General features: G+C 55.0%; 23 protein-coding genes and 1 pseudogene. 13 read left to right on the top strand and 11 right to left on the bottom strand.

Annotated elements, in window-relative coordinates:
- The first annotated feature begins 92 nt into the window (after positions 1 to 92).
- The 8 genes from EH207_RS08275 to EH207_RS08310 all read left to right on the top strand — a co-directional run bounded on the left by EH207_RS08275 (position 93) and on the right by EH207_RS08310 (position 9,869).
- A complete protein-coding gene (locus tag EH207_RS08275; RefSeq protein WP_137713557.1) occupies positions 93 to 1,358 on the top strand; it encodes a 4-aminobutyrate--2-oxoglutarate transaminase in 1,266 nt (421 codons plus the stop codon).
- Between the two features lie 10 nt (positions 1,359 to 1,368).
- On the top strand, positions 1,369 to 2,823 hold the full coding sequence (locus EH207_RS08280; protein ID WP_137713558.1) for an NAD-dependent succinate-semialdehyde dehydrogenase: 1,455 nt from the start codon (positions 1,369 to 1,371) through the stop codon (positions 2,821 to 2,823).
- 335 nt (positions 2,824 to 3,158) lie between these two features.
- Entirely contained in the window at positions 3,159 to 4,205 is a 1,047-nt protein-coding gene (locus EH207_RS08285; protein ID WP_137713559.1) for a polyamine ABC transporter substrate-binding protein, read from the top strand.
- Between the two features lie 154 nt (positions 4,206 to 4,359).
- Complete coding sequence (locus tag EH207_RS08290) at positions 4,360 to 5,631, top strand: ABC transporter permease (protein ID WP_137713560.1); 1,272 nt, start codon at positions 4,360 to 4,362, stop codon at positions 5,629 to 5,631.
- Between the two features lie 96 nt (positions 5,632 to 5,727).
- The gene (locus EH207_RS08295) at positions 5,728 to 6,546 is read left to right on the top strand and encodes an ABC transporter permease (RefSeq protein WP_137713561.1); all 819 of its coding nucleotides are present in this window, start codon (positions 5,728 to 5,730) and stop codon (positions 6,544 to 6,546) included.
- 161 nt (positions 6,547 to 6,707) lie between these two features.
- Positions 6,708 to 7,442: an SDR family NAD(P)-dependent oxidoreductase gene (locus EH207_RS08300; RefSeq protein WP_137713562.1), complete on the top strand. Its 735-nt coding sequence runs from the start codon at positions 6,708 to 6,710 to the stop codon at positions 7,440 to 7,442.
- Entirely contained in the window at positions 7,435 to 8,538 is a 1,104-nt protein-coding gene (locus EH207_RS08305; RefSeq protein ID WP_137713563.1) for a phosphotransferase, read from the top strand. The genes EH207_RS08300 and EH207_RS08305 overlap by 8 nt, the downstream gene beginning before the upstream one ends.
- Positions 8,535 to 9,869, top strand: a complete 1,335-nt coding sequence (locus tag EH207_RS08310) for an aspartate aminotransferase family protein (protein WP_137713564.1) — start codon at positions 8,535 to 8,537, stop codon at positions 9,867 to 9,869. Before EH207_RS08305 ends, EH207_RS08310 begins: the two co-directional genes overlap by 4 nt.
- 327 nt (positions 9,870 to 10,196) lie before the next feature.
- Here EH207_RS08310 and sctU read toward each other — a convergent pair.
- The 11 genes and pseudogenes from sctU to sctW all read right to left on the bottom strand — a co-directional run.
- Positions 10,197 to 11,273: pseudogene (gene sctU / locus EH207_RS08315) on the bottom strand (type III secretion system export apparatus subunit SctU); the annotation flags it as partial.
- Positions 11,274 to 11,286: 13 nt separating this feature from the next.
- On the bottom strand, positions 11,287 to 12,087 hold the full coding sequence (sctT, locus tag EH207_RS08320; protein ID WP_137713565.1) for a type III secretion system export apparatus subunit SctT: 801 nt from the start codon (positions 12,085 to 12,087) through the stop codon (positions 11,287 to 11,289).
- 11 nt (positions 12,088 to 12,098) lie between these two features.
- On the bottom strand, positions 12,099 to 12,359 hold the full coding sequence (gene sctS / locus EH207_RS08325) for a type III secretion system export apparatus subunit SctS (RefSeq protein WP_137713566.1): 261 nt from the start codon (positions 12,357 to 12,359) through the stop codon (positions 12,099 to 12,101).
- 7 nt (positions 12,360 to 12,366) lie between these two features.
- Positions 12,367 to 13,020, bottom strand: a complete 654-nt coding sequence (sctR, locus tag EH207_RS08330; protein ID WP_137713567.1) for a type III secretion system export apparatus subunit SctR — start codon at positions 13,018 to 13,020, stop codon at positions 12,367 to 12,369.
- On the bottom strand, positions 13,017 to 14,087 hold the full coding sequence (gene sctQ, locus EH207_RS08335) for a type III secretion system cytoplasmic ring protein SctQ (protein ID WP_137713568.1): 1,071 nt from the start codon (positions 14,085 to 14,087) through the stop codon (positions 13,017 to 13,019). The genes sctR and sctQ overlap by 4 nt, the downstream gene beginning before the upstream one ends.
- Positions 14,087 to 14,656 carry a type III secretion system HrpP C-terminal domain-containing protein gene (locus tag EH207_RS08340; protein WP_137713569.1) on the bottom strand — a complete coding sequence of 190 codons (570 nt, stop codon included), beginning with the start codon at positions 14,654 to 14,656 and terminating at the stop codon, positions 14,087 to 14,089. The genes sctQ and EH207_RS08340 overlap by 1 nt, the downstream gene beginning before the upstream one ends.
- Positions 14,653 to 15,090, bottom strand: coding sequence for a type III secretion protein (locus tag EH207_RS08345; protein WP_137713570.1), 438 nt, complete (start codon positions 15,088 to 15,090; stop codon positions 14,653 to 14,655). The genes EH207_RS08340 and EH207_RS08345 overlap by 4 nt, the downstream gene beginning before the upstream one ends.
- Entirely contained in the window at positions 15,080 to 16,444 is a 1,365-nt protein-coding gene (sctN, locus tag EH207_RS08350; protein ID WP_137713571.1) for a type III secretion system ATPase SctN, read from the bottom strand. The genes EH207_RS08345 and sctN overlap by 11 nt, the downstream gene beginning before the upstream one ends.
- Complete coding sequence (locus EH207_RS08355) at positions 16,445 to 17,404, bottom strand: FHA domain-containing protein (RefSeq protein WP_137713572.1); 960 nt, start codon at positions 17,402 to 17,404, stop codon at positions 16,445 to 16,447. It abuts the gene before it with no gap.
- A 9-nt stretch (positions 17,405 to 17,413) separates the two neighbouring features.
- The gene (gene sctV / locus EH207_RS08360; RefSeq protein ID WP_137713573.1) at positions 17,414 to 19,516 is read right to left on the bottom strand and encodes a type III secretion system export apparatus subunit SctV; all 2,103 of its coding nucleotides are present in this window, start codon (positions 19,514 to 19,516) and stop codon (positions 17,414 to 17,416) included.
- Entirely contained in the window at positions 19,513 to 20,661 is a 1,149-nt protein-coding gene (sctW, locus tag EH207_RS08365) for a type III secretion system gatekeeper subunit SctW (RefSeq protein WP_137713574.1), read from the bottom strand. The genes sctV and sctW overlap by 4 nt, the downstream gene beginning before the upstream one ends.
- A 302-nt stretch (positions 20,662 to 20,963) precedes the next feature.
- Between sctW and EH207_RS08370 the strand changes: the two genes are divergently transcribed.
- From EH207_RS08370 to EH207_RS08390, 5 genes are all read left to right on the top strand, one after another.
- Complete coding sequence (locus EH207_RS08370; RefSeq protein WP_137713575.1) at positions 20,964 to 21,509, top strand: RNA polymerase sigma factor; 546 nt, start codon at positions 20,964 to 20,966, stop codon at positions 21,507 to 21,509.
- A gap of 153 nt (positions 21,510 to 21,662) precedes the next feature.
- Positions 21,663 to 23,132 (top strand): PAS domain-containing sensor histidine kinase, encoded by a 1,470-nt coding sequence (locus tag EH207_RS08375; RefSeq protein ID WP_137713576.1) that lies wholly within the window; start codon positions 21,663 to 21,665, stop codon positions 23,130 to 23,132.
- Positions 23,133 to 23,161: 29 nt separating this feature from the next.
- Positions 23,162 to 23,803 carry a response regulator transcription factor gene (locus tag EH207_RS08380; RefSeq protein WP_137713577.1) on the top strand — a complete coding sequence of 214 codons (642 nt, stop codon included), beginning with the start codon at positions 23,162 to 23,164 and terminating at the stop codon, positions 23,801 to 23,803.
- Between the two features lie 411 nt (positions 23,804 to 24,214).
- On the top strand, positions 24,215 to 25,123 hold the full coding sequence (locus tag EH207_RS08385) for a sigma 54-interacting transcriptional regulator (RefSeq protein ID WP_217496130.1): 909 nt from the start codon (positions 24,215 to 24,217) through the stop codon (positions 25,121 to 25,123).
- A gap of 190 nt (positions 25,124 to 25,313) precedes the next feature.
- The gene (locus EH207_RS08390) at positions 25,314 to 25,520 is read left to right on the top strand and encodes a type III secretion system major pilin HrpA (protein WP_137713579.1); all 207 of its coding nucleotides are present in this window, start codon (positions 25,314 to 25,316) and stop codon (positions 25,518 to 25,520) included.
- Positions 25,521 to 25,528: the final 8 nt, after the last annotated feature.

Below are 25,528 nucleotides of genomic sequence, written 5' to 3' on the forward strand. Positions count from 1 at the left end.
TCCGGCGCATAAATAGCAACAGAAAGATGTCAGGCAGCGGATCACATCGCGGCACTAATAAACCTGGGTGTACCTTGTAATCGGAGCAGAGAATGAAGAATAGCGAACTGAATCAACGCCGTTTGGCCGCCACGCCGCGTGGTGTAGGTGTGATGTGTGATTTCTACGCGGCCCGGGCGGAGAATGCCACGCTGTGGGACATTGAAGGCCGTGAGTTTATCGATTTCGCTGGCGGCATCGCGGTGCTGAATACCGGGCATCGCCATCCGAAAATTTTAGCGGCGGTGCGTGAGCAACTGGATTGCTTCACTCATACGGCGTACCAAATTGTGCCTTACGGCGGCTATGTCCGTTTGGCCGAGCGTATCAACGCGCTGGCGCCGATTGATGGCCCGGCGAAAAGTACGTTTTTTACCACGGGCGCCGAAGCGGTGGAAAACGCGGTGAAAATCGCCCGTTGCTATACCCGTCGTCCCGGCGTGATTGCTTTTGGCGCGGCGTTCCACGGCCGTACCCTGTTAACCATGACGTTAACCGGCAAAGTGGCGCCTTACTCCAACGGTTTCGGCCCTTTCCCTGGTTCCATCTTCCATGCGCAATATCCCAATGAGCAACTGGGTATCACGGTGGAACAGGCGCTGGCCAGTATCGATAACTTGTTGCAAGCGGATATCGCGGCCGATCAGGTCGCCGCTATTGTGCTGGAGCCGGTTCAGGGCGAAGGCGGTTTCAACGTGGCGCCGCCGGCCTTTATCAGCGCGTTGCGTAAGCGGTGTGATGAGCACGGTATACTGCTAATAGCCGATGAAGTACAGACCGGCTTTGCCCGCACCGGCAAATTGTTTGCGATGGAGCACTATGCCGAGCATGCAGACCTGATCACCATGGCGAAAAGTCTGGGCGGTGGTTTCCCGATTTCCGGCGTGGTAGGCCGCGCCGACGTGATGGATGCGCCTGCGCCGGGCGGATTGGGCGGCACCTATGCCGGTAACCCGCTGGCTGTGGCGTCCGCGCTGGCGGTGCTGGATGTGATTGAAGAAGAGAAGCTGTGTCAGCGCTCACGGCGTCTCGGTGCGGCGCTGGTGGAAACGCTGGAAAACGTGAAACGACAGTGCCCGGCTCTGGCCGCGATTCGTGCGCAGGGGTCAATGGTGGCCGCGGAGTTCAACGATCCGCAAACGGGGAAACCATCGGCTGAGATTACCCGTCAATTCCAGCAGGAAGCCCTGAAAGAAGGTCTGTTGTTATTAACCTGCGGCGTGCATGGCAATGTGATTCGCTTCCTGTACCCGCTGACGATCCCAGACGATCAGTTCAGCCAGGCGATGACCATTCTGACCCGCGTACTGACAAAGTAAAAGAGATGCTATGCAACTGAAACAAAAAGACTTACTCCGCCAGCATTGTCTCATTGACGGCGACTGGCATGACAGCGAGAACCCTAAGCGTCTGAGTGTGACCAACCCGGCGACGGGCGACGTTCTGGGCAGTGTTCCTCTCGTGACGTCGCAGCAGACCGGGCAGGCGATTGCGGCGGCTGAACGTGCGCTGACAAGCTGGCGTCAGCGTACGGGTAAAGAACGTGCGGCGGTGCTGCAAGCCTGGGCGCGTTTGATTATGGACAATCAGGAAGACCTGGCCGTCCTGCTGACGGCGGAACAGGGTAAACCGCTGGCGGAAGCGCGAGGGGAAATCGCCTATGCCGCCTCGTTTATCGACTGGTTCGCGGAAGAAGCCAAGCGTATCGAAGGCAGCGTACTGCAATCGCCGCAAGGGCAGCAGCGCATGCTGGTTATCAAACAGCCGATCGGGGTGTGCGCGGCGATTACGCCGTGGAATTTCCCGGCGGCGATGATCACCCGCAAGGTCGCGCCTGCGCTGGCGGCGGGCTGCACCATGATAGTTAAACCGGCTGAGCAGACGCCGTTCACCGCGCTGGCGTTGGGCGAACTGGCTCAGCAGGCGGGCATTCCGCGTGGCGTGTTGCAGGTGATTACCGGTGATGCCAAATCCGTCGGCAAAGTGCTGTGCGATAGTCCGGTGGTGCGTAAGCTGACCTTTACCGGCTCGACGGAAGTCGGGCGAATCCTGATGGCGCAAAGTGCGCCGACGGTGAAAAAACTGTCGCTGGAGTTGGGCGGTAACGCGCCGTTTATCGTGTTTGACGATGCCGATCTGGATCTGGCGGTAAAAGGCATTTTAGCCTCCAAATACCGTAACAGCGGCCAGACTTGCGTATGCGCCAACCGGATTTATGTGCAGAAAGGGATTTATTCCGCGCTGACCGAGAAGCTGGTTGAAGAAGTGCAAAAGCTGAAAGTGGGTGATGGCTCCCAACCCGGCGTGACGCAAGGTCCGCTGATTGACGCCGATGCGATCGAGAAAGTGCAGCAGCATATTGATGATGCGCTGGCGAAAGGGGCGACGCTGCTGCTGGGCGGCAAACCACATGAGCTGGGCGGCACATTCTTTACGCCAACCATCGTCGGCGGGGTGACCCGCGATATGCGTTTTGCCCGCGAAGAGACGTTTGGACCGGTTGCGCCGCTGTTTCAATTCAGCGATGAGGCTGAGGTGATTGCGATGGCGAACGATACCGAGTTTGGTCTGGCGGCGTATGTCTATACCCGCGACGCCATTCGCCAGTGGACGGTGCCTGAAGCGCTGGACTATGGCATGGTTGGCCTTAATACCGGGTTGATTTCCAACGAAGTCGCGCCGTTCGGCGGAGTGAAGCAGTCAGGGCTGGGACGCGAAGGCTCGCGTTTCGGTATCGAAGATTATCTGGAAATGAAATATATCTGCGTTGATCTCTCCCGGTAATTTTTGGGAGAGACCGGAGGAAAAGGGGAGGCGTCGCGTCCGGGCGTCCCCCGTATTTTCAAAAAACCGCACGCGCCTGAACAGTGCGGTCAAACAGCGAAATGCACCATTAAAAGGCAAACACGGTAAAAGGAAAGCATCGGAAAACAGTATCCCTATCCGGTTAATTATTTCCCTGCTTTGTATCACCGTTCCCACCCGTCATGATGACAAAACATCAGTGAACTTTCTGAAATGGCACACATTATGCTTTCTGAATCATATATGATGCATCAAAAAGCTTGGTGCGTAATTGCCGATTTTACGTTGACGACTAACACTCCAGGAGCCAGACCATGTTTAAAAGCAAAACGAGATTAAAAAAAATTGCCGTATCCGCGTTTCTTGTCGCCGCAGCTTGTCAGGCGCAGGCGGAGACCCTCACCGTCATCTCTTTCGGCGGCCTGAACAAAGAGGCGCAGGATAAAGCGTTTTACAAACCGTTTGCCGCTGCCGGTAAAGGCACTGTTGAAGCCGGTGAATATAACGGCGAGATGGCGCGTATCCGTGCGATGGTGGAAACCGGTCAGGTTGGCTGGGATCTGGTGGAAGTCGAAGGCCCGGAGCTGATGCGCGGGTGTAACGAAGGGTTGTTTGAACCGCTTGACTGGTCGAAGCTGGGCGATCAGTCTCAGTTTGTCAAAGGCGCGGTTTCAGAATGCGGCGCCGGTATCTTCCTGTGGTCGACCGCGCTGACCTACAATGCGCAAAAATTGTCGCAGGCGCCGAAAGGCTGGGCGGATTTCTGGGATGTGAAAACCTATCCGGGAAAACGCGCGCTGCGTAAAAGCGCCAAATTTACCCTGGAAATCGCGTTGCTGGCCGACGGCGTGAAGCGTGAAGATCTTTACAACGTGCTGGCGACGCCAACCGGTGTCGATCGCGCTTTCAAAAAGCTGGATCAGATCAAAGCTAATATTCAATGGTGGGAATCCGGCGCGCAGCCTGTGCAATGGCTGGTTTCCGGCGATGTGGTGATGACCTCCGCCTACAATGGCCGAGTGGCGTCCGCGCAGAATGAAGGGCATGACTTCAGGATCGTTTGGACTGACAGTATCTACGATCTGGATAGCTGGGCGATCGTCAAAGGTTCCAAACACAAAGCGCTGGCGGAGCAATTCATTGCGTTTGCCAGCCTGCCTGAAAATCAGAAAGTGTTTGCGGAAAATATTCCCTACGGCCCGACGCATGTGAAAGCCATCTCGATGCTGAAGCCCGAGATTGCCCAAAACCTGCCGACCGCCCCGGAAAACCTGGAAAACGCCTTGCAGGTGGATACCGAGTTCTGGATTGACCACGGCGAAGAACTGGAACAGCGTTTCAACGCCTGGGCTGCGCAATAAAAGTAACCCGGTTTTAAGACGGACATCCAAGACGCGGGACCAGGCGCGACGCCGTGTCCCGCAACCGACTTCGGTGATTCGCGCACTTTGTTGCGGAGCGTTTGCCCGATAAGTCGTGGTTTTACAGTAAGTATGTCAGATGGAGATAAAGCCTATGTCCCAGAGCGAAATGCTGGCCGTCACGCCATCATCCCGCGAGAAAGAAGGGAATGCCAAACTGAAGCAGCAATTGCGCACCGCGCAGGCGGTTTACAAGAAGCGTTCACTCTTGCTGATTGCGCCGCTGTTTCTGTTTATCGTGGTGAGTTTCCTCTTTCCCATTACTTCGATTCTGGGAAAAAGTATCTCGAATCCTGAACTGCGCGAAACCATGCCGGCCACGATTGCCGCGATGCGCCTTTGGTCTGGCAAGGATGTCCCGGATGAGACGGTATTCAAAGCGGTGGTGAGCGATCTGCGTGAAGCCCGCGGCAGCGGGAAAGTCGCCGCCGTCACCAAGCGTTTGGGTTATGAAGGTTCTGAATACCGGACATTGATTACCCGCACATTGCGCAAACTGCCGGCGGAAGGCAGCGCTGATATTCGCGGGCAACTGATCGATGCACAGCCCTTATGGGGAGAGCTATCGACCTGGCAGACGCTGGATCGCGCTTCCCGCCCGTTTACCAGTTATTACCTGTTAGCGGTATTCGATCATAAAGTCGATGCCAAAACTCAGCAGATTGTCGCGCAGCCCGCTGATCAAGCCCTGTATGTCGATGTGTTGTTACGTACCTTGCTGATGGCGGGGATCGTCACCTTGCTGTGCGTCGGTCTGGGGTATCCGCTGTCTTACTGGCTGGCGAAACAGCCCGCCAATCGCGCTAATTTATTGTTGATTCTGGTATTACTGCCGTTTTGGACATCGCTGATTGTGCGCACCGCCAGTTGGATCGTGTTATTGCAGTCCGGCGGCCTGATTAACCAGACGCTGATCAATATCGGTATCATCAACGAGCCGCTGGTGCTGGTGTTTAATCGCGTTGGCGTTTACATCTCAATGACGCACATTTTGCTGCCGTTCTTCATTCTGCCCTTGTACGCGGTCATGAAAGGCATTTCCCCTAACTATGTACGCGCCGCAGTATCGCTGGGCGCGCATCCTTTTACCGCATTCTGGCGCGTGTATGTGCCGCAGACTTATGCGGGCGTGACGGCTGGCGCGCTGCTGGTGTTCATGATGGCGATTGGTTATTACATCACCCCCGCGCTGCTGGGAGGGCCGAGCGACCAGATGCTGAGTTATTTCGTCGCCTTCTTCACCAACACGACGATGAACTGGGGAATGGCGGCGGCGCTGGGCACGCAATTGCTGGTCATTGTGACGCTGTTGTACGTGTTATATATCCGTGTAACCCGCACCAATGCTGAAATTGCAGCGCGTTAGCGACATTCGGTCTACTGATGAGGATATCCAATCGATTTCAAGGGGCGGGAAGCCGCCGCACCCTGAACGATAAAGGGTAAACAAGAGGAAACGAAAATGAGGCAACAGGGTGAAGTGGTTATCCGCTTGTGGAATACTTTTTTCAATTTCTATGGCGCGGCCATGTTGTTATTTCTGGTGGTGCCGGTACTGGTGATTGTGCCGCTTTCTTTCAACGAAGGCTCGTTTTTGAGTTACCCGATAACCGGATTCTCCCTGCGCTGGTATCACGAATTTTTCAACTCCAGCGCATGGCTGGGTGCGTTGGGGAACAGCCTGCTGATTGCGCCGCTGGCCACGTTGCTGGCGACGGTGCTTGGCGTTCTGGCTTCGGTTGGGTTGGTGCGCGGCGAATTCCGGGGCAAATCGCTGGTAATGGCGGTGCTGATATCACCGATGATTGCACCGGTGGTGATTGTCGCCGTCGGGATGTTTTTCTTCTTCGCCAAGCTATCGCTGCTGAATAGTTACTTGGGACTGGTGCTGGCGCACGCCATGTTGGGTGTTCCGTTTGTGGTGATTACGGTTACCGCTGTATTAAAAAACTACGACCAGAATCTGACCCGAGCCGCCGCCAGTCTTGGCGCGCCGCCGCTGCTGGCATTTCGTAAGGTGACGTTCCCGCTGATTGCGCCCGGCGTGTTCTCTGGTGCGCTGTTCGCGTTCGCGACATCGTTTGATGAAGTGATCGTCACGCTGTTTCTGGCCAGCCCGCGTCAGCGCACATTGCCGTTGCAAATGTTTGCCGGCATCCGTGAGAACCTGGACCCGACGATTGCGGCGGCGGCCTCCATGATGGTGGGCGCGGCATTGATCTTGCTGATTGTGATGGAGATCCTGCGCCGTCGTTCTGAGCGTTTGAGAAGCGGGCGCTGAATGGGGCGCGAAACGCATCTATCCCATTATCATTGTACCGGTTCCGTGAAGTAGGTTTGCCAGCAGTCTGAACATGGCTGAGCGTTGTCTCAGCTTTTTCAGGCGTTTTTTCATGATGCATCAAATACTAAACGTATTAACTAGCCGGGAGGCCACATGCTATGACTGAGCAAAAGACACTACTGCTGACCGGGGCCAGCCGGGGTATCGGGCATGCTACCGTAAAACATTTTCATGCCGCGGGCTGGCGGGTATTTACCGCGTCGCGCCAAAACTGGGTTGAGGGCTGTCCGTGGGCGGAGGGGTTACCAAACCATATTCATCTTGATCTGGAAAATATTGATAGCCTGCAACAGACGTTGCCGCTGATTAAGGAAAAGTTGGGCGGACGGCTCGATGCCCTGGTGGATAACGCAGGCATTTCGCCTAAGGGCGAAGACGGCAGCCGTCTTGGTGTGCGCGATACCGACTATGCGACCTGGCTGCGGGTGTTCAACGTGAACCTGTTTTCCTGCGCACTGCTGGCGAACGGCCTGTTTGATGAGCTGAAAGCCTCGCAAGGCAGTGTCATTAATATCACGTCGATTGCCGGTTCCCGCGTCCACCCGTTTGCCGGGACCGCCTATGCGACATCAAAAGCGGCGCTGTCCGCCCTGACGCGTGAAATGGCCTTTGACTTCGGACAGCATGGCGTGCGGGTTAATGCGATTGCGCCGGGAGAAATTGAAACATCGATTCTGTCTCCCGGCACGGGAGAGATCATTGAACGACTGGTGCCGATGCAGCGTTTGGGAAAGCCCGAGGAAGTCGCCAGTTTGATCTATTTCCTGTGTACCGCCGGGGCATCGTATGTCAATGGCGCGGAAATTCACGTCAACGGAGGTCAGCATGTCTGAGTCAATGATCAATCCGCCGCCGCTTTCGCCGGGCGATGAACGGTTTATCGACCATGGCCGGGTGACGGGATCTGTCCCGCAGGTATCCTGCCAGCAGGCGGCGGAAATCGCGTGGCAACTGTATGGCGTTCGCGGCGATGTCAACCTGTTGCCAGGTGAACGCGACCTGAACTTCTGTCTGACCGTGTCGCCCGATCAGCGCTATATGCTGAAGGTGATTAATGCGGCGGAATCGGCAGAAGTCAGCCATTTTCAGAGCGCTCTGTTACTGCACATTGCGCAACAGGCACCAGATTTGCCGATTCCCCGGGTGATTATGACGCGCGACGGGCGGACTGAACCTATCGTCGAGCGCGCGGGGGGGCCGCTAAGCATTCGTATGGTCAGCTATCTTGCCGGTACGCCGCAGCATGTGACTTTTCCCTCTGTAGAATTGATGCATCAGTTGGGGGAAACCCTGGCCCGGCTGGATCGGGCGCTGGACAACTTTATTCATCCGGCGGCGAACCGTACCCTGCTGTGGGATATCAGCCGGGCGGAGCAGGCGCGTCCTTATCTGACTTACGTACAGGATGTGCCGCAACGTCAGCACATTAACCGCGTATTCGAGCGTTATAACGAATTTGTCGCGCCAGCGTTAATCTCGCTGCGCCGTCAGACTATTCATAACGATCTCAATCCGCACAACGTGTTAGTCAATACCCGGCAACCGACCCAAGTGGCGGGCATTATTGATTTTGGGGATGCTTTGCATGCGCCGCTGGTTTGTGAACTGGCGACGGCGCTCGCGTATCAGGTCAGTGACAGCGCCGACCCGTTTGAGTATGTCATCCCATTTGTTGCGGCGTATCACCAACGACTGCCGCTGACCCCCCAAGAAATTTCACTGTTGCCAGACCTGATTGCCACGCGAATGGCGTTGGCCATGACCATTTCGCAATGGCGTGCGTCAGGCTATCCCGCCAACCGGGATTACCTGCTGCGCAATCTGCCACGCTGCTGGCGCAGCCTGAATCAAATCGCCAATTATTCCTCCGAACGGTGTCTCTCAAGACTGCAACAAGCCTGCTATCAGGAGGGGAGAGAAAACAAATGACGATCCCTTACAAAACCCTGCCACCCAATAGCAGGCCGCCGCAAACGGCAGAGAGTGACGTCCTGCTGTCCCGACGTCAGCGCGTGCTGGGCAGCGGATACCGCCTGTTTTACGAGCAGCCGTTGCAAGTGTCTCGTGGCGAGGGCGTCTGGCTGTTCGACCCGCACGGCAACCGTTATCTGGATGTTTATAACAATGTGGCCTCCGTCGGTCATTGTCACCCGGCGGTGGTCGACGCAATGGCAAGGCAAAGCGCCACATTGAATACCCATACCCGCTATCTTCACGAGGCGATTGTCGATTTTGCCGAAGATTTACTGACGGAGTTTCCGGCTGATCTGGACAACGTCATGTTTACCTGCACGGGCAGCGAAGCCAACGATTTGGCGTTGCGTATCGCCCGGCACGTTACCGGCGGCAGCGGCGTGTTAGTGACCCGCTGGGCGTATCATGGGGTGACCAGCGCGCTGGCCGAAGTCTCTCCGTCGCTAGGCAGCGGCGTGCCGCGAGGCGACCACGCCAGATTGATTGAAGCGCCCGATCAATATCGTCGTCCCGGTGAGTTCATCGCCAGCATTAAGTCAACGCTCGCCATGATGGAGCAGGACGGCATCCGGCCGGCGGCGCTGTTGGTGGATACCCTTTTTTCCAGCGATGGGGTGTTCTGCGCCCCGGAAGGCGAGATGGCCCAGGCCGCGGCGCTTGTGCGTCAGGCGGGCGGGTTGTTTATCGCCGATGAGGTTCAGCCGGGCTTTGGGCGTACCGGGGAGACGATGTGGGGGTTTGCCCGGCATGGCGTCGTGCCCGATCTGGTGAGTCTGGGCAAACCGATGGGGAATGGTCATCCGATAGCCGGTCTGGTCGGTCGTTCAGCGCTGTTTGATGCGTTTGGCCGCGACGTGCGCTACTTCAACACCTTCGGTGGCAATCCGGTATCCTGTCAGGCGGCGCATGCCGTGCTGCGGGTGATTCGGGAAGAGCAATTGCGACAGAATGCACGGCGCGTTGGCGGTTATCTACAGCGGGGGTTAGTTCAACTGGCGCGGGAGTTTCCATTGTTGGGCGATATACGCGCCTACGGCCTTTTCATTGGCGCGGAACTGGTGACGGATCGTGAGCGAAAACGGCCAGCCACTGCGCTGACGGCGAAAGTGGTTAATGCGATGCGTCAGCGAGGCGTGCTGATCGGCGCCACCGGCCCCGCAGCCAATATACTGAAGATACGCCCGCCGCTGGTCTTCAGAGAAGAACACGCTGATGTGTTTCTGAATACCCTGAACGATGTGCTGAAATTATCGGCGATACAGAATTACTCTCCGGCAACCTCCTAAATTAAGGCGAGAGGCGCAAGTCGGGGTAGTGCTATTGCGTGCGCGGGAATTGCCGTCCCGCCGCCGCACACGCCCGGCAAAGCGTGCTCAATCGTGGCCGCTTGACTTAAAGTTTGTGGCGGAACGGGGCTGCTGCGCGGCATCTTCAGCTTCAGACGCTTTTACGCCGGCCGCTTCAGTCTCTTTACCCTCAGTCGGCTTAGTGGCTTTCACGCCAATCGGTTCAGCCTCTTCGACGCCAAAGCCAGAGGCTGAGAGGCCTTTTTGTACAATAAACTTCTGTTTGTCAGTTGGGGAGAGGTTCAACAGAGAAAAATCCGACGTTGATTCCATTTCAATAATTTCACTTTTTTTATTGCCTTCCATTTGACGTAAAACCCGGTAAACCTGCGCCACGGCTTGCAGGGTTTCTCGGGGAATGTAATGACCTTCCGGCGTGGAGCGATAAAGCGTCCGGGTCAGCCAGATAAAACGAACGATGGGGATTTCGGCCTTTTTTGCCTGTTCGATAAACTGTCTGGCCTGCTGATCCTCGGCTTTACACACGATGCGGGGTAAGGGCGTTTTGCCCGGCCGATAGTAAAGCGCTACCGCATAGTGGGTAGGGTTAACCAATAACATATCGGCGTCTTCTACTCGTCCTTTAGGACGCTCCGTCACTGGCTTGTTCAGCAACTCCTGCGCCACCGATTTGCGGTGGCCTTTCATATGCGGATCGCCTTCGGAATTCTTGTGCTCGCTACGTAAATCCTCGTGACTCATGCGCTGTTGCTTGAGGAAAAAGTATTTTTGCAGGCCGAAATCCATCACCGAGAGCACCAGTAGTGCGGTGAGCGTGGTGCGGGAGATACGGGCCAACAGGTCTTTCACGCCGTGCCAAAAGCCGTCCAAATCGCCGTAGGCCAACTCGACTAACGATTCTAACTCCGGCACCACGACTTTGTAGAAAATGGTGCCGATGACGATCGCTTTTAAAATGTTGGTCACCATTTCCGTCAGCTTGCGCATGGAAAACATCTGTTTGATCTGATTAATCGGATTTAACCGGTTCAGATCGAGCTTTAACGCTTCTGTCGCAAACAGCGGGCCGTACTGAATCCAACCGCCGGCGATACGCAGAAACACGGCCACCGCTACCCCGATCAGGCAGAACAACCCAGCCAGCGTGATAGCATCATGAAATATTTCCTTAACCGCCAGACCAAATGGCTCGTCAAGCCGCTGCAACGGGAGTTGCATCAACGCCTGTAACTTGTCCATAGTAGTATCCGCCAGCGCCAGTACGCACTCGATCAGACCCGCGCAGATCAGCAGCTTGGGAACGTCCTGGCTTTGCCCGACTTCGCCTTTGCGTCGCGCATCTTGAAGTTTTTTTGGGGTGGGTTTTTCCGTTTTTTCACTCATCGGCGATCACCTGTTAGTGAGCTGACTGGCGAAAAATGAGCGGAAAGAGGTGTTTCAAATCAGGCAGCGCCAGTATTTTTTGCTCGACCAGATAGTGCAGAACCGGCAGGTAGACGATAAAAAACGCCATACCGACCAGACATTTGGCCGGCATAGATAACACGAACACCTGCAATTGCGGGCTGTAGAGACTGAGCAGGGAAATACTGAACTCCAGCAGCAGTAGCAGTGCGACCAGCGGGCCGGCATAGACCACCAGGTTGGTGAAGGTGTCGGCCAGCAATTTCAGGTAAATTTCAAATCCGATTTCGCCAGGCGCGGGAAGCCAGTCGAGTGCGGGCCACAGGCGGTAACTGTCCCATATCAGTTGCGTCAGCCCGGTAATCCCGAGGCTAATGATCAGCAACAGGATAATCAGTTGCTTAATCAGATGGCCAAGCGGCGTACTGTCCGCCCCCAACGCCGGGTTGAGCTGGCCGCCCATCAGCGCGCCACGCTGGTTGTCGAACAGCGCGCCCACCGATTCAAACAACCAGAACGGCATTGCCAGTATCAGGGCGATGATTAGCCCGACGATGGCCTCCTTTAGCAAAAGCCCCGGCAGTATCGGCCATGTGAGCGGCCTTAACAGCAACTGCTGCTGGATAACCGGCGCTTGCAATAGCGTCAGGGAGATGACCACCGAATTGCGCAGCATGCCTTTAAGCACATTGAGCGAAAACGCCGGCACCAGAATAAAACAGGGATAAATGCGCGCGATCCCCAGCGTGATGGCAATAATAAAGTCATAAACATGCTGAATGGTGGAGATCATGTGCGCGCTCCTCAGACCCCGGTATGTTGAATCATGTTAAAAGCGGAGATCGCCAACTGCATCAGTTCGACGCCAATCCAGCGGCCGGAGAGCGCCAGCGCCAGCCCGACGGAAATCAACTTGACGGCGAACGGCAGCGTTTGATCCTGCAATTGCATGACGGCCTGCAATAGCGAGATTAAAACGCCGACAATTACGGCGACCAGCAGCGGCGGGGCGGAAAGCAACACCACCATCACCATGCCCTGTCGGAAAAGCGTGATTATCTCCATGCCATCCTCACAAATAACTGTAGAAAAGGCCGTCCAGCAGACGCGTCCAGCCGTTAATCAGCACGAACAGCAGCAGCTTGAGCGGCAGGGAAAGCGTCATTGGGGCGACCATTTGCATCCCCAGCGCCAACAGGACATTCGAGACGATCAGATCGATGACAATAAACGGGATGTAGATCAGAAACCCTATTTTGAACCCCGCTTGCAGTTCGGATAGCACGAAGGCTGGGATCACCAGCAGCAAGTTTTGCGTATTGACCTTATCCGACATGGAAGCAGGCCACATGCGCAGGCTGTTTTCGTGCAAATGGGTAAGAATATCCGGGTCGGTGTTGCGCGACATAAACGTTTGCAGGGGCGTGAGCGCATAGGCGGCGCTTTCCTGTAGCCCCGTAATATCGGTCATATCCAGCGGATTTTCCTTAACGCGGGTTGACATGTCTTGAAACACCGGGGCCATGACGAAAATGGTGGCGGCGAGGGCAATCCCATACAGCGCCATATTGGGCGGCACCTGTTGCACGCCGATGGCGTTGCGTGTGATTAGCAGCACGATGGAAATCTTCAGGAAACAGGTGCAGACAATCATCATGAGCGGGATCAACGATAACGCGCCTAAAAACAGCGCGAACATCAACGGATCGAATCCTCCCGATGTCATTGTCCCGACTCCTGCATCGCCGCAGCGCTGTCCAGCCCGCTTAGCCGCCGGGTGATCTGTAATCCCAGTTTACCTTCCACATCAACCAGTTCGCCTTGCGCCAGCGGCAGGTCGCCGTGATACAGCCATGCTTCGCCCGGCACGATGTGGCTTAACGTCAACACGGCGCCCGGCGCCAGCCGTTGCAGCGTCGGTAATGTCAAGGTGACGTTGCCGCACCGGACATGCAAGGCGAGCGGCAGCGGCGGCAGCGGAGAGGCGTTGTCAGATGGCGTGCCCGTGATGTCGTCGTCGGTAATGTCAGCGTAATTTTCTGGTGCCGGATCGTCAAAAGCAGTGTTCACAGGAGCGCTCTCCATGTCGGTGACGGTAAATTGATAAGGGGCAACGCCATTCAGTTGCAAGGTGCCGTGCAGATACCACGGCGGCAGAACCAGCGTTCCCTGGCCTGAAGGTAAAAAATAGGGCTGGTTTGGCAGAATCAGATCGCCGGGGCGAAGGCGCCGCAGCGCTTCCGGGGTCAATGCCATATCCGCCAGAATCAGCGGCGCGGTTACGGTGAATGACGGCGGAATGGCGATGTAGTCGTTCCGCCAGCCGGAGATCGACAGCAGCGCCAGCCAGGTGGACGCGGGCGCCACCATCAGGCTGCGGGCGCGGATACCGCCCCAACTGACGGTGAGCCAGGCTGTAACGGTATCCTGATATTCCCCCGGCGCGATACCCGGATGGATTTCTCCCAGCAGTGCGTGGATCGAGGGGCTGAGCAACTGGTTATACAACGTCCAATACCACGCATCGGGCGGCGAGTTGGCGTCATTGACCGGAACCAGCGGGCAATCGGCCAGCAGACTCAGCACCGGGGAAGGGTCTGCAAGCGCGAAGGCGCCATGGTCGCAGCGCCAGTCGCTGAGCGTTTCGACCTGCCGCTCCTTTGCCAAATGCAGACGCACCGTACCCACTTGCCGATCCCGGCTAAACGGCAGCGTGACGCCGGTCGCCAGTTGCTGCCTAACGCTGGCCTGCCCAGCGCGCATAGATGTCAGCGTCAACGGCCGGATAGTCATTAATATACTTCTCTGCTGTCAAAACTCAGATTCACCGGGCAGCCCATCGTATCGGACAAGGCGCGACGGCATGATTCACGGCGATCTTTTAACTTCTGATAGCTTTCGCGGCTGAACCGTAACGAGATATCCCAGCCCCGCGGCGCCAACGTCGCCAGCCGGGCATCGACCTCCCCTAACTCCGGGAGTTGCAGGCTGAATGAAAACGGCGGACGGCCGATATTATCCAGCGCCTCGATCAGTTCACTTTGCAAGGCCGGCCACTGTGACGGTGTCACCTCCTGGCTGTTGTTTGGGGCGTTGACGATATTGTCCTGCGGCGTGGCGGGGGTAAAAGGCGTCAGGTTAATGATAGCGATATCGTCCGGCTCTTCCTGTTGCACAGCCTGCTCAAAACCTTCGGGAAACATGTAGGCCGTCCTAAAGTCATCATCATCGGAAAACCTGAAAGCTTCCCAAAAGTCATCGTGAAGACTGCCATCGGACCTCTGCGCGGACTTATTCCGTTGGGAGGTATACGTTGTTTGGTTCGCCGCTGTTTCGAGCGAGGACGTCAGTCGGTTGTTCATGGGTTCTCCTGAGGTAGCGTGAGCATAAACTCCAGTTTCTCGACGGCTTTATGGCACTGGCGCGTCGTCTGCCTGGCAGTGTCAACTTGTTGCTGCTGGTTTTTATGCTGTTGCAGACTCGCCTGATGCTGCTGGTTCTCTGTATCAATGGCTTGAAGAAGCCGCTGTTCGGCAGCCAGCTGTTTTTTAAGATTGTCCAGCGACTGCTGTTGCCCCTGCATTTGTTGGGTAAACGCGGCGCGCTGATCCTGGTAATTCTCCTGCAACGTCGCCAACTGACGCTGATGTTCATTATGCTGAGCTTCAATACGGCTTAACGCCTGTTCTTCCTGCCGTAACTGTCGTTCGCTGCGGCTGAGGCGTTGGCGGCGTATTGGCAACAACAGATTGAGCGTGGTTTGTAATTCATCGGGTTCGGTTAGATCATGAGGCATAGGCGCTGACTCCGGTCAACTGCTGCTGGATGACGTCATAGGGCATGGGATCGCGCATGGATTGCCGCAGAAATTGGGTGATTTCCGGATGCGCGGTGACCGCCGCATCGGTCAGGGCATCGTGGCCAGGTTGGTATTCTCCCAGCCGAATCAGCATTTCGACCTGCTTATAAGCGGCCATCAGACGGCGAATCGCGTTGGCGCGCTGCTGATGCTCTGAATCCACCACGTTGCTCATGGTTCGGCTCAGGCTGGCCAGTACATCAATCGCGGGATAATGCCCCTGTTCCGCCAGTCGCCGGGTGAGCACAATGTGACCGTCGATTAGCGAGCGGACTTCATCCGCCACCGGGTCGTTCATTGAGTCCTGCTCAATCAGGACGGAATAGAGCGCGGTGATAGCGCCGTCCTGCGTTTGCCCGGCGCGTTCCACCAGCCGGGGCAGCAGGGTATAAACAGAAGGCGGTAGCCCGCCGCGCCCCTGGGGTTCGCCGAGCGCCAGACCGATTTCGCGCTGGGCGCGGGCAAAACGGGTGAGTGAATCGATAATCAGCAGCACCTGTTTCCCTGCGGCGCGGTATGCTTCGGCGATGGCGGTGGCTGTAAAAGCGGCGCGTGCCCGCTCCATGCTACTGCGGTCGGACGTTGAGCAAACCAGCACGGTGCGGCTGCGCAACGTGTCATCCAGTTCATGGTCGAGAAATTCGCGTAATTCACGGCCACGTTCACCGATCAGGCCAAACACGATGGCGTCACACGGGGTATTGCGCGCCAGCTCCGCCAACAAGGTGGTTTTCCCGCAGCCCGCGCCTGCAAAAATGCCGACGCGCTGACCTTGACCGATAGTCAGTAAACCGTCTACGGCGCGTAATCCGGTGGGCAGCGGCGCGCTGATCCGCGGGCGCGAGGTCGGCGGCGGGGCGTCGCCCAGTACCGGTACGGCGTTGCCATGCTGGGTGCCGGGTTCGACAAAAGCGCTTTCGCCGCCGTCTACCAGCGCCCGGCCAAAGCCATCCAGTACGCTGCCGAACAGCGTGTCGGAAACCTGAATACAGTGTGGCTGATACAAAGGCGTGACGACCGCCCCTTGCGCAATACCGTCCAGCGCCCCCAGTGCGGATAAAAAGGTATTATCCGGGCTGAAACCGACCACTTCCGCCATCATCTGGCTACCGTCTTTACGGGCCACCAGGCACAGGTCGCCAATGCGCGCCTGTGGCAAACCGCATTCCAGCAGAATGCCGCTGACGGCCAGTACGCGTCCTTTCAGTTCGACCGGCGCGTAGCCGGATAAATGGCGTCGCTGTTGCTGTACCCAGTGGTTTATCAATGGAAAGGGCATGATTGCTTGCATTTACCATTTCACCTTTATCTGCTGTTTGCCGCTAAATTCGATTTGATGGTCGTCAATGTTCACCAGACGCAGGCTGTCGATTTCGTCTCCGATAAATAAGCGCCTGCCGTCAGAGGTGACAACGTTGGCGCGCGGTCCGCTGGTGACCTGCACAATCTGAAACGGCAACTGTTCCATTTTCAACTGGGTGCGGTTATCAACGGATAACGCGGTTCTATAGCGTTGGTGGAATTGAAGGAGCATCCGTTCCAGTTTTTTTTGCGCCTCAGACGTCAACTGCCCCGTTAACGTGATGCGATCGTAGCTGGAGGCCAGTTTCACCACATTGCCTAATTCACGCTCCCGCAGCAGGGTGCGCAGCACGTTGTCCAATTGCGGCAGGGTGTTAAGCGTGCGGCGGCTATCCTTCGGCTCGGGCGCGGGGGACATCGCCACGCTTTCCTGCAACTGCCAACTGCCGATCATTACGATCAGCAGTAGGCTGAGCAGCAGATAGCAGCCTTTTGCCCACAGCGGCAAACGCGCCGGAGGCGGCGGGCTGGGGACGGGGGCGTCGGCAGGGGGCATTTCCGCGGCAGGCGGTTCTTCCTGCTCCTCTTCTGTTTCCGTTTCCGCTTCCGCCGGCGACGGGGACTCGTCTTCGTCCTGCCAGGGGGTCTCGGCGGCGACGACGCAGAGCCAGATATGGCCTGCGGCGAAAGGCGTGCCGGGAGGCAGGGTGTCAACCTGCGTGATCGCATGTCCCTCTGCGTCACACAGCGCGCCTTCCTGTGCAGAGAGCGTCCAGATGGTCTCCTTCGTGTCCGACTGGCTCATTTTTAGCTGACAGTGGTAGGGTTTGATCCCTGGGTCATAGAGCACCAAATCGGCGTCGTCCGCCGCACCCACAATCCAGGATGAACCGCTCAAGGGCAGCGCGGCACCACGATGTAAACCAGTCAGCACGCGTAACTCAAACATATTCTTTTCCTATGCGTTAAAAGGAGTGTGGGTATCGTACAAATCAAGCCGTCCGATCACATTGATCGACAAGTTGGATTCCAACTCGGTAAACGACAGCACAGGGACATGGTGGAATTCATCTTGCAACAGCGTTCGCAGAGGGCTGCGGAGATCCTGTGCGACCAGCACCAGACCAGAAAGCGGCGTAGAAGGGGGAAATGCCTGCCTGAGCTGCTCCAGCAAGGAGGCGGCATAATCCTGCGCCAGTGCGAAAAAGGTTTCGTTTTGCGTCTGGCGCAGGGCGTCGCGCAGCAATTCTTCACTTTCCGGCGTGAGCAGCCAGACGCGCAGGCTGTTTTGCTCGCTATACTGGTGGCAGATTTGCGATTTCAGGGCCAGGCGGACGTAGTCGGTGAGCACATGGGGGTCCCGCTCGTGTTGGCCTACCTCGATCAGCGCTTCGGCAATCGGGCGAACGGAGCGCAGCGGGACGCGTTCGGCAGCCAGCCGTTGCAATACGCTGGCAAAACGCGAGAGCGGCATAATCCGCTGTAGCTCCTGCGCCAGTTCGGGCTGTTCGGTTTCCAGCCAGGCCAGAATGGATTTGGTCTCCTGTAGGCCGATAAACTGCGAACCGGTGCGGTGGATGGCATTTTCCATCCGTTCAAGGATTAACTGCTCCGCCGTCCGGGAAACCACCCCCTCTTGCTCTAGCGCCGCATGGTTTTGCGGCAGCCACAGCCAGTGTTGTTCTTCCCGTAATGCCAAGCCCGGTTCGAACTCGCTCCTTGTTTGCTCGTCCACCGATGAAACCGCCACGGCCGCCCGGTCAACGGTAAAAGTGGCTTTTATATTGGGAATTTCATACACGCAGAATTGAAACTCGTCCTCCGCCAGCCGATCACTGAAATCAATATCAAAGGATGGCAGGGTGAAGCCAAATTGGTAGACCAGACGATTACGCAGACGGCGAATGTTCTGGACCAGGGTGAGCGTGGCGGTTTTCCCCTGCGAGGCGGGATGAAACAGCAGCAAATACGAGCGGGTGGGGTTAAAACGCCGTAAATCCTGATAGCCGTTTTGTTCCGGAGGTAATTTGTCGGCTTCCAACTGGCTTTCATCCAGCAATCCCTGCTGCTTGACGCGCCAGAGCTGAAACAGACCGCTGCTCAGCGAAACCAGGCTAATCATGATAAATACCGTGGTCGGCATACCGGGCAACAGGGCAAAACCGAACATCCCGATGGAGGAGATAATCCAGGCTTTGGGTTGGCTGGTCAGCTGTTCGGCAATTTCCCGGCCGATATTGGCGTCAACCTGCTGTCCGTCCGCTGACACGCGGGTGATGATCATCCCGGCGGTCAGGGAGATCAGCAGCGCGGGGATCTGGGCAATCAGTCCGTCGCCGATGGTGAGCACCGAGTAAATATGCATGGCGTCCGCCGCGTCCATATTATGCTGCAACACACCAATGGCAAAACCGCCGATCATGTTAATAAACACAATCACCAGAGAGGCAATGGCATCGCCTTTGACGAACTTCATTGCCCCGTCCATGGCGCCGAACAACTGGCTTTCCTTGGCCAGGTTTTCACGCCGCTGGCGGGCTTGGCTCGCTTCAATCAGACCAGCGCGCAGATCGCTGTCGATAGACATCTGTTTGCCGGGCATGGCATCAAGAGTAAAACGGGCCGCGACTTCCGCCACGCGTTCGGAACCTTTGGTAATCACCAGAAAGTTCACCACGGTCAGGATCATGAAGATCACCAGACCGACGGCCAGATTGCCGCCGACCACGTAGTTACCGAATGCCTCCACGATGTGTCCGCCATCCTGTTGCAGCAGAATCTGACGCGTGGTGGAAATGGATAGCGCCAGCCGGAACATGGTGGTCAGCAGCAGTACCGCCGGGAAAGTCGAGAAGGCCAGCGGTTTGGGCAGGTACATCGCCAATACGATCAACAGCGAAGAAACACAGATGTTAATCGCGATCAGCACGTCTATAAGGCTCGTCGGTAGCGGAATAATCATCATGAACACAATCGACATGACGATAATGGCGCCCACTATTTCGGAACGTTGCATTGCGCTCAGGGCAATGCGGTTAAGCCAGACGATCAGCAGATTCATGCTGTTCCCTTACCGGGGGAACGTTCTGCCTTCTGTTTTTCATGATGCGCCATATCGCCGATCAGACCGCGGATCAATTGAAGTGCGGTTTGTCGGTTTTTGGCGTCACGCCACAGCGGTTGGGGTAATCCGCTGACCAGCGGTAACAGCGCATTGAAAAACAGCGTTTGATGTTCCGGTTGCGAACCGGCGACATCTCGTCCGAGATTATGCAGATCGCGTGCGTAGGCGCCGTTGGCGCTCAGATTGACCAACCGGCGGGTCAATTCAACCGCGCCCAGCGTAAACGCGGGTATTTTGGTCGCCAGCCGGGTAAGCATCGCCTGACTGGATGACAGCGTGTGACTGAGGTGTCTTGATTCGTTGAGGTTGGTAAGCATTTTACGTAATACGGTCTTGGAAATAGACGGGGCGAGCGAGGCAATATCCGCCGCCAGCGCACGTTGCAGGGTTCTCAGACCGGTCAAAAAGGTGGACGCGTCAAAGCGTTCCAGTAACGATTCAAGTAGGGAGCTCGCTGATTGCTGACGCACAATTTTCTGGTAGTAAAGCTCGCGCATGGCCTGCTTCTGTTCAGGTTGTGTGCTGAACAGGGAAATCACCGCTGCCGTATTCAATCCCGCCCGAACTTCCGGTCCTTTATCCTCATGTAACTGTTTTAACGCCTGTTCCGCGGCAGCCGTGACTTCCGGCGTCTGTTTTGGCTGATTTTTCAGATGTCGCAACAAAATATCGCCGCGTGCCGGGTCGCCGCCGGCGGCGACCAGGATATCGTCAATCGTCGGCGATTTTTCTTTCAGCAGCAGGTTGTTCATCCGCGCAAGCTGTTGATCCAGCGTGTTTTGTGACGAATTTTCCAGCATTCGGAACAGTTCGGTCAGTTTTTCAATTCGCTCGACGTTGGCGGAAAGCCGTGTTTCCGTTTGCGTGATATTGCGTCGATTCAGCGATTTGCTGCGACGTTCGGCCTGTTCGCCGAATGCCATCGCGATCTCCTCCATTGATGTCGAGAGGGGGGGGCTGGGCGGCGTGTAATGTGGCACGACTTTCTGTGGCGCTAATGCGGCGACAGGGTCATCTTCAAACGCAGCAGGGCGCGGCACGACGGGAGTGTTGGCAGGCGAAACGCCTGGGATCTTGATCATGGTGGTGTCCTGCGTAAATCAACGGAAGTGTTGTTGTGTGGCAGGAGGACATTGCGGGTTCCACGCGTCCTACCGTTCGGCAGACGCGCGGGATGGGCGGACTGAAAGATATAAATGAAATGTCATTTTAATTATTGCAAAAACTTGCAAAACCGCCGGTTTATTTGGGCAAAAACTGGCGCAAAAACGAACTGTCGAAAATTAAAAATATTTAAAATCAATAAGATGAAATAAAACTCAGACTGGCATGTCGCTTGCTCTATCGTTTTTGCCAATAGGGGCAAATCATCGGAGAGTAAGAAATGGAAAAGTTCAACCTGCCGCCTTCCGAACACATAGAAACCACCAGCATGGCACCTTCCGTTGACTGGGAACAAGTGTTTAAGCAACACGGAAAGAAATTACATAATTTCATCCGTAAACGCGTCAGCAATCATGATGATGTCGAAGATTTACAGCAAATGACCTATTTGGAAGTGCTCAAGAACAAAGATAAGTTTGCGGGCGCATCACGCCCAGAAACCTGGGTATTCGGTATCGCCCTCAATCTGGTACGTAACTATTTCAAGCAATCCCGACTGCGTTCCAATGAAGTAGGCGATGAATTACTGGAGTACATCGCGGTGGATGCCGATCCTGGCGTCATCACAGAGAGTCAACGGTCGTTGAAGCGGGCGATTGACGCTATGGTGCATTTGCCGGAAGACACCTGCCAGATGATGATACAGCTCCTGGATTCAGATGCCAGCTACCAGGATTTGGCATTAAGTTTGAACATCCCGGTTGGCACCGTGCGTTCGCGTTTGTCACGTGCCCGGAGCGCCATTCGTCAGGCTGTGGATGCCTAACATATCTTATCTCCAGGACAGATTAATGCGTGAATAACGGCTTTATGGCGCATCTTCATGTTTTTTTTCTGTCCATACTCCTGTGAGGTTCCGAAAACGCCTGTATAGCAACAATTGCTATGCAGGTGAGTTAATACAGCAAGGAGATGGCCAATGATGTTTACCCAATCTTTTCGATCAGATTCCCAAACGCAGGTCCCCAAGCTTGAACTGGTGGACTTCGCATTTAGCCGAATTAAAGATGCGATTTATATCGTGAACGACGATGAGCGTTTTTGTTATGTCAATGACGCGGCCTGTCAAATGCTTGGCTACAACATTATGGAATTTATGCGGTTGAGTTTGACGAATATCGACACTCAATGGCCTCATACGCATTGCCTGACTCCATGTAAAGTGGCATCTGAATCCGACACCTGCATGACCTTTGAAACACAGCATATGACCCGATACGGAATGAAGATTCCGGTGGAAGTTAACTTGACCTATTTTAGACATAAAGGATGTAACTACAGCATGTGTGTAGTAAGAGATATAAGAGAACGTAAACATATTGAACAGTTGGCTTATGCGCGGGAACAGGAATTTCGTGCGCTGGTTGAAAATACGCCGGATATGATTATTCGCTTTGATCCGCGACTGAATTGCCTGTACGCCAATCCCGCCGCCCTTCGACACCTGGATTTTACCATTGAGCAACTGCGCGGTCGGATGATTACCGATCTGTTGCCGGGAATGGGCTGCGCGATACGAATGGAAGAGTTGGTGAAAGAGGTGGTCGATACGCGCAGCGGCGCCGAGGGAGAACTGATGGAGGCTCAGGGCAAAGGGGATAATAAGCATAAAGCGATTCATCATATTCGTTGTGTGCCTGAATTTGATCAAGATGGCGTACTGATGTCCATTCTGACCGTCGGACGAGACATTACCGCTATGCGCCATGCAGAAAAAAAGCTGGAAGATTCGCATATGCAATTACGACTGCTGGCGCGTCAGCGCGAGATCTCCCGAGAAGAAGAGCGCAAACATATTGCGCAGGAAATTCATGATGAACTGGGGCAGCATCTCACCACTATTCGCATGAGTCTTTCGCTGATGCGCATGCGTTTTGCCCAGGAAAACCCGGTGATGCTAAGACAGTTGCAGAGTCTGATGCAACTGGCGGATCAAACCATTCAGGTGGTGCGCAATATCTCTACCCAATTGCGGCCCAATGTGCTGAACATGGGGCTGACGCCCGCGCTGGAATGGCTGTGTGACGAATTCAACCGGCATTATAACGCGATCTGCCAGTTGAAAACGGTAGGGCCGCAGGTGGTACTCAATGATGAACGCGCGACGGCGGCTTTCCGTGTGGTACAGGAGTCGCTGACCAATGTGGCGCGGTATGCGAAGGCTACCCAGGTGATGATCACGCTGGACAATCAGAAAGATCATGTGGCGATCCGCATTCAGGATAATGGTGAAGGATTCGATACCCATATCAGTAACAAGGATGCGTTTGGTCTGATGAGTATGAAAGAGCGCGGCCGCATGTTAAATGGGGACGTAGTTATCGAAAGTATGCCGGGAGCGGGGACGCAGGTGCAGCTCACGTTTCCAAAAGATACGGATATTAATTGAGATAAAAAACAAAAAGGAAGTAACGAGTGATGTGCAGCCAGATACGTTTAATGATTGCTGATGATCACGTCATCATGCGCGAGGGGCTTAAACAAATTTTTGCATTGGATGAAACGCTGAATGTGGTCGCAGAGGCGGGAAATGGGGCGCAGGTATTGAGCCAGCTGCGTAATCATACCATTGATGTTCTGCTATTGGACATGAGTATGCCGGGCATCAGCGGCGAAGCGCTGATACTGCGTATCGCCGCGCAGTATTCGCAATTACCGATTCTGGTGCTGAGTATGTATAGCGAAATACAAATTGCTCAACACGCGTTGAAGAGCGGCGCCAGAGGGTACATCACCAAAGACAAAGATCCAGAAACGCTGCTTTTCGCTATCCGTCGCGTGGCCGGAGGGGGACGCTATATCGACCATACGATCGCCGAGCAAGTGGTTTTTTCCAACGGAGGCGAGATGGGACGGACTGAGCACGAAATTTTAACGCCCCGGGAGCATCAGATCATGATTATGTTCGCTCAGGGGATGGGTATCAACACGATTGCCAACGAACTGGCCATCAGTAATAAAACCGTCAGTACGCATAAATCCCGTTTGATGGAAAAAATGAAATTCAGTACCAACGCGGATATTGTTAAATATGCAATCAGTCATAGTCTCATCCCTTAATCCACATGGAGTTCACGATTAATTTTACCTATCTTTACGATACGCAAAACAAGGCTTTTTTTTAATGCCTTGTTTTCGTTTACTTTTATTTTCAACCAGTAGGGATTATCTGACAACTGGTGCAGTGATCCCTACCTCATGTTCAGCTATAGCTGATGGTATCATTTTTCAATGACAGTAATGCTTGTCTCCGTTCCATCAACGATTAAGCAGGAGCACTAATGCGTCCTGATATCGTAAGGATAGGATGGCGACTGACCATAAGCAGGTAACGGAAGGTATATACCTAATCGATTAAGCATGTAGACACCCAGTATTTCTGCAACTTGAAAGATAGCGGGTATGAAATCAGCCCGGATGGGCCTAGGAGCAGGCATGATTCAGGATTCTCAAAACAGCTATTTTCCATCAATGTCAGGATTCACCTCGTCTTTTACGGACGATATTCATGCGGTATTAACTCCCCTTATCAATGTGATTGCTCCGCTGAATGTCGATATCGTGTTAGAAGGTGAAACTGGTACAGGTAAAGATACGTTAGCGCACCGAATTCATCAGCTCTCAAAATGCAGTGGTCCGCTGGTTGCGGTGAACTGCGCAGCCATTCCCGAAACGCTGGCAGAGAGCGAACTGTTTGGTGTTGTATCAGGGGCATATACCGGGGCTAGCCGCTCCCGGCCAGGTTATCTGGAAAGCGCGGACAAAGGCATCCTTTTTCTGGATGAAATTGACAGTATGCCGATGACGCTACAGGCAAAAATGCTGCGCGTACTGGAAAGCCGGGGCGTCAAACGGCTTGGCAGCACTCAATTTACGCCCGTGGATATGCGGGTCATCGTCGCCACTCAGACGCCGCTGCTGCAACTGGTGGAGAGCGGTTTGTTCCGACGGGATCTCTATTTCCGGTTGGATACCGTGAAAATACAGTTGCCTACCTTGCGTTCTCGCAGTGATTTAATTCTCCCTATGTTCCAGCGCTTCAGTGAAGAAGCGGCAAGTCGTTTGAAAATGCCCGTGCCGCGCGTAACGGCAGATATCCATGAACGTCTGCTGACGCATGGCTGGCCGGGCAATATTCGGGAACTGAAAGCGGCGGCGGAGCGTTGGGTTCTGGGTATGTCTCCGTTAAGTATGATGCCGGTGCCGCGACATCAGCCCCAGCAGCTCCGAGATCGTCTAAAACGGATAGAAAAATACCTGATTCAGGATGCGTTGAAGCGGCACGATCACTGTATTGACGATGTGGTCAGCGAGTTGGGTATCCCTAAACGTACGCTTTACCATCGTCTTAAAGTGTTGAATGTGATGGAAGGGATTTAACGTTGCAAGGCAAAGGGTTGCAATGGGTGGGCATTCATTGCCCACGGTGAAAAACACCGGGATTTTTCAGTAAAAATCTCAGCAGGTGTGGAACTCGCTAAGGGCCTTTCCCACTTAATGAATGAACAAGATGACTGTCGATACAGTATGAAAGTTCAACCTCATCAACTTAATTATTTGGAGATATATTATGGCATTAGGACTTTCTCAAGCAGCATCCGCGGCCGCTACCACAACGCTGGACACGGCGATGGCTGCTTCAACTGCTCGCTCCGCAGCAGCCCAGGCGCAGAAAATCACACTGGATACCGAAAATGCCGTTCGGGATGGCCAGATGGACACCGCTTCAAAATCTCTGAACGCTGGAATTAAAACGGCCAAGTCTATTCAGTTCTGATGATCAGC

The organism is Brenneria rubrifaciens, from assembly GCF_005484945.1.
GTDB classification, from domain to species: Bacteria; Pseudomonadota; Gammaproteobacteria; order Enterobacterales; family Enterobacteriaceae; genus Brenneria; species Brenneria rubrifaciens.

Excerpts from the sequence above, each read along its gene's own strand:
- EH207_RS08340 (WP_137713569.1), bottom strand. The coding sequence starts at position 14,656 with ATGAACAACCGACTGACGTCCTCGCTCGAAACAGCGGCGAACCAAACA.
- EH207_RS08375 (WP_137713576.1), top strand. The coding sequence starts at position 21,663 with ATGATGTTTACCCAATCTTTTCGATCAGATTCCCAAACGCAGGTCCCC.
- EH207_RS08275 (WP_137713557.1), top strand. The coding sequence starts at position 93 with ATGAAGAATAGCGAACTGAATCAACGCCGTTTGGCCGCCACGCCGCGT.
- EH207_RS08290 (WP_137713560.1), top strand. The coding sequence starts at position 4,360 with ATGTCCCAGAGCGAAATGCTGGCCGTCACGCCATCATCCCGCGAGAAA.
- sctV (WP_137713573.1), bottom strand. The coding sequence starts at position 19,516 with ATGAATCTGCTGATCGTCTGGCTTAACCGCATTGCCCTGAGCGCAATG.
- sctR (WP_137713567.1), bottom strand. The coding sequence starts at position 13,020 with ATGACATCGGGAGGATTCGATCCGTTGATGTTCGCGCTGTTTTTAGGC.
- sctS (WP_137713566.1), bottom strand. The coding sequence starts at position 12,359 with ATGGAGATAATCACGCTTTTCCGACAGGGCATGGTGATGGTGGTGTTG.
- EH207_RS08280 (WP_137713558.1), top strand. The coding sequence starts at position 1,369 with ATGCAACTGAAACAAAAAGACTTACTCCGCCAGCATTGTCTCATTGAC.
- EH207_RS08345 (WP_137713570.1), bottom strand. The coding sequence starts at position 15,090 with ATGCCTCATGATCTAACCGAACCCGATGAATTACAAACCACGCTCAAT.
- sctQ (WP_137713568.1), bottom strand. The coding sequence starts at position 14,087 with ATGACTATCCGGCCGTTGACGCTGACATCTATGCGCGCTGGGCAGGCC.
- sctW (WP_137713574.1), bottom strand. The coding sequence starts at position 20,661 with ATGATCAAGATCCCAGGCGTTTCGCCTGCCAACACTCCCGTCGTGCCG.
- EH207_RS08390 (WP_137713579.1), top strand. The coding sequence starts at position 25,314 with ATGGCATTAGGACTTTCTCAAGCAGCATCCGCGGCCGCTACCACAACG.
- EH207_RS08370 (WP_137713575.1), top strand. The coding sequence starts at position 20,964 with ATGGAAAAGTTCAACCTGCCGCCTTCCGAACACATAGAAACCACCAGC.
- EH207_RS08300 (WP_137713562.1), top strand. The coding sequence starts at position 6,708 with ATGACTGAGCAAAAGACACTACTGCTGACCGGGGCCAGCCGGGGTATC.
- EH207_RS08385 (WP_217496130.1), top strand. The coding sequence starts at position 24,215 with ATGTCAGGATTCACCTCGTCTTTTACGGACGATATTCATGCGGTATTA.
- EH207_RS08285 (WP_137713559.1), top strand. The coding sequence starts at position 3,159 with ATGTTTAAAAGCAAAACGAGATTAAAAAAAATTGCCGTATCCGCGTTT.
- EH207_RS08380 (WP_137713577.1), top strand. The coding sequence starts at position 23,162 with ATGTGCAGCCAGATACGTTTAATGATTGCTGATGATCACGTCATCATG.
- sctT (WP_137713565.1), bottom strand. The coding sequence starts at position 12,087 with ATGATCTCCACCATTCAGCATGTTTATGACTTTATTATTGCCATCACG.
- sctN (WP_137713571.1), bottom strand. The coding sequence starts at position 16,444 with ATGCAAGCAATCATGCCCTTTCCATTGATAAACCACTGGGTACAGCAA.
- EH207_RS08295 (WP_137713561.1), top strand. The coding sequence starts at position 5,728 with ATGAGGCAACAGGGTGAAGTGGTTATCCGCTTGTGGAATACTTTTTTC.
- EH207_RS08355 (WP_137713572.1), bottom strand. The coding sequence starts at position 17,404 with ATGTTTGAGTTACGCGTGCTGACTGGTTTACATCGTGGTGCCGCGCTG.
- EH207_RS08310 (WP_137713564.1), top strand. The coding sequence starts at position 8,535 with ATGACGATCCCTTACAAAACCCTGCCACCCAATAGCAGGCCGCCGCAA.
- EH207_RS08305 (WP_137713563.1), top strand. The coding sequence starts at position 7,435 with ATGTCTGAGTCAATGATCAATCCGCCGCCGCTTTCGCCGGGCGATGAA.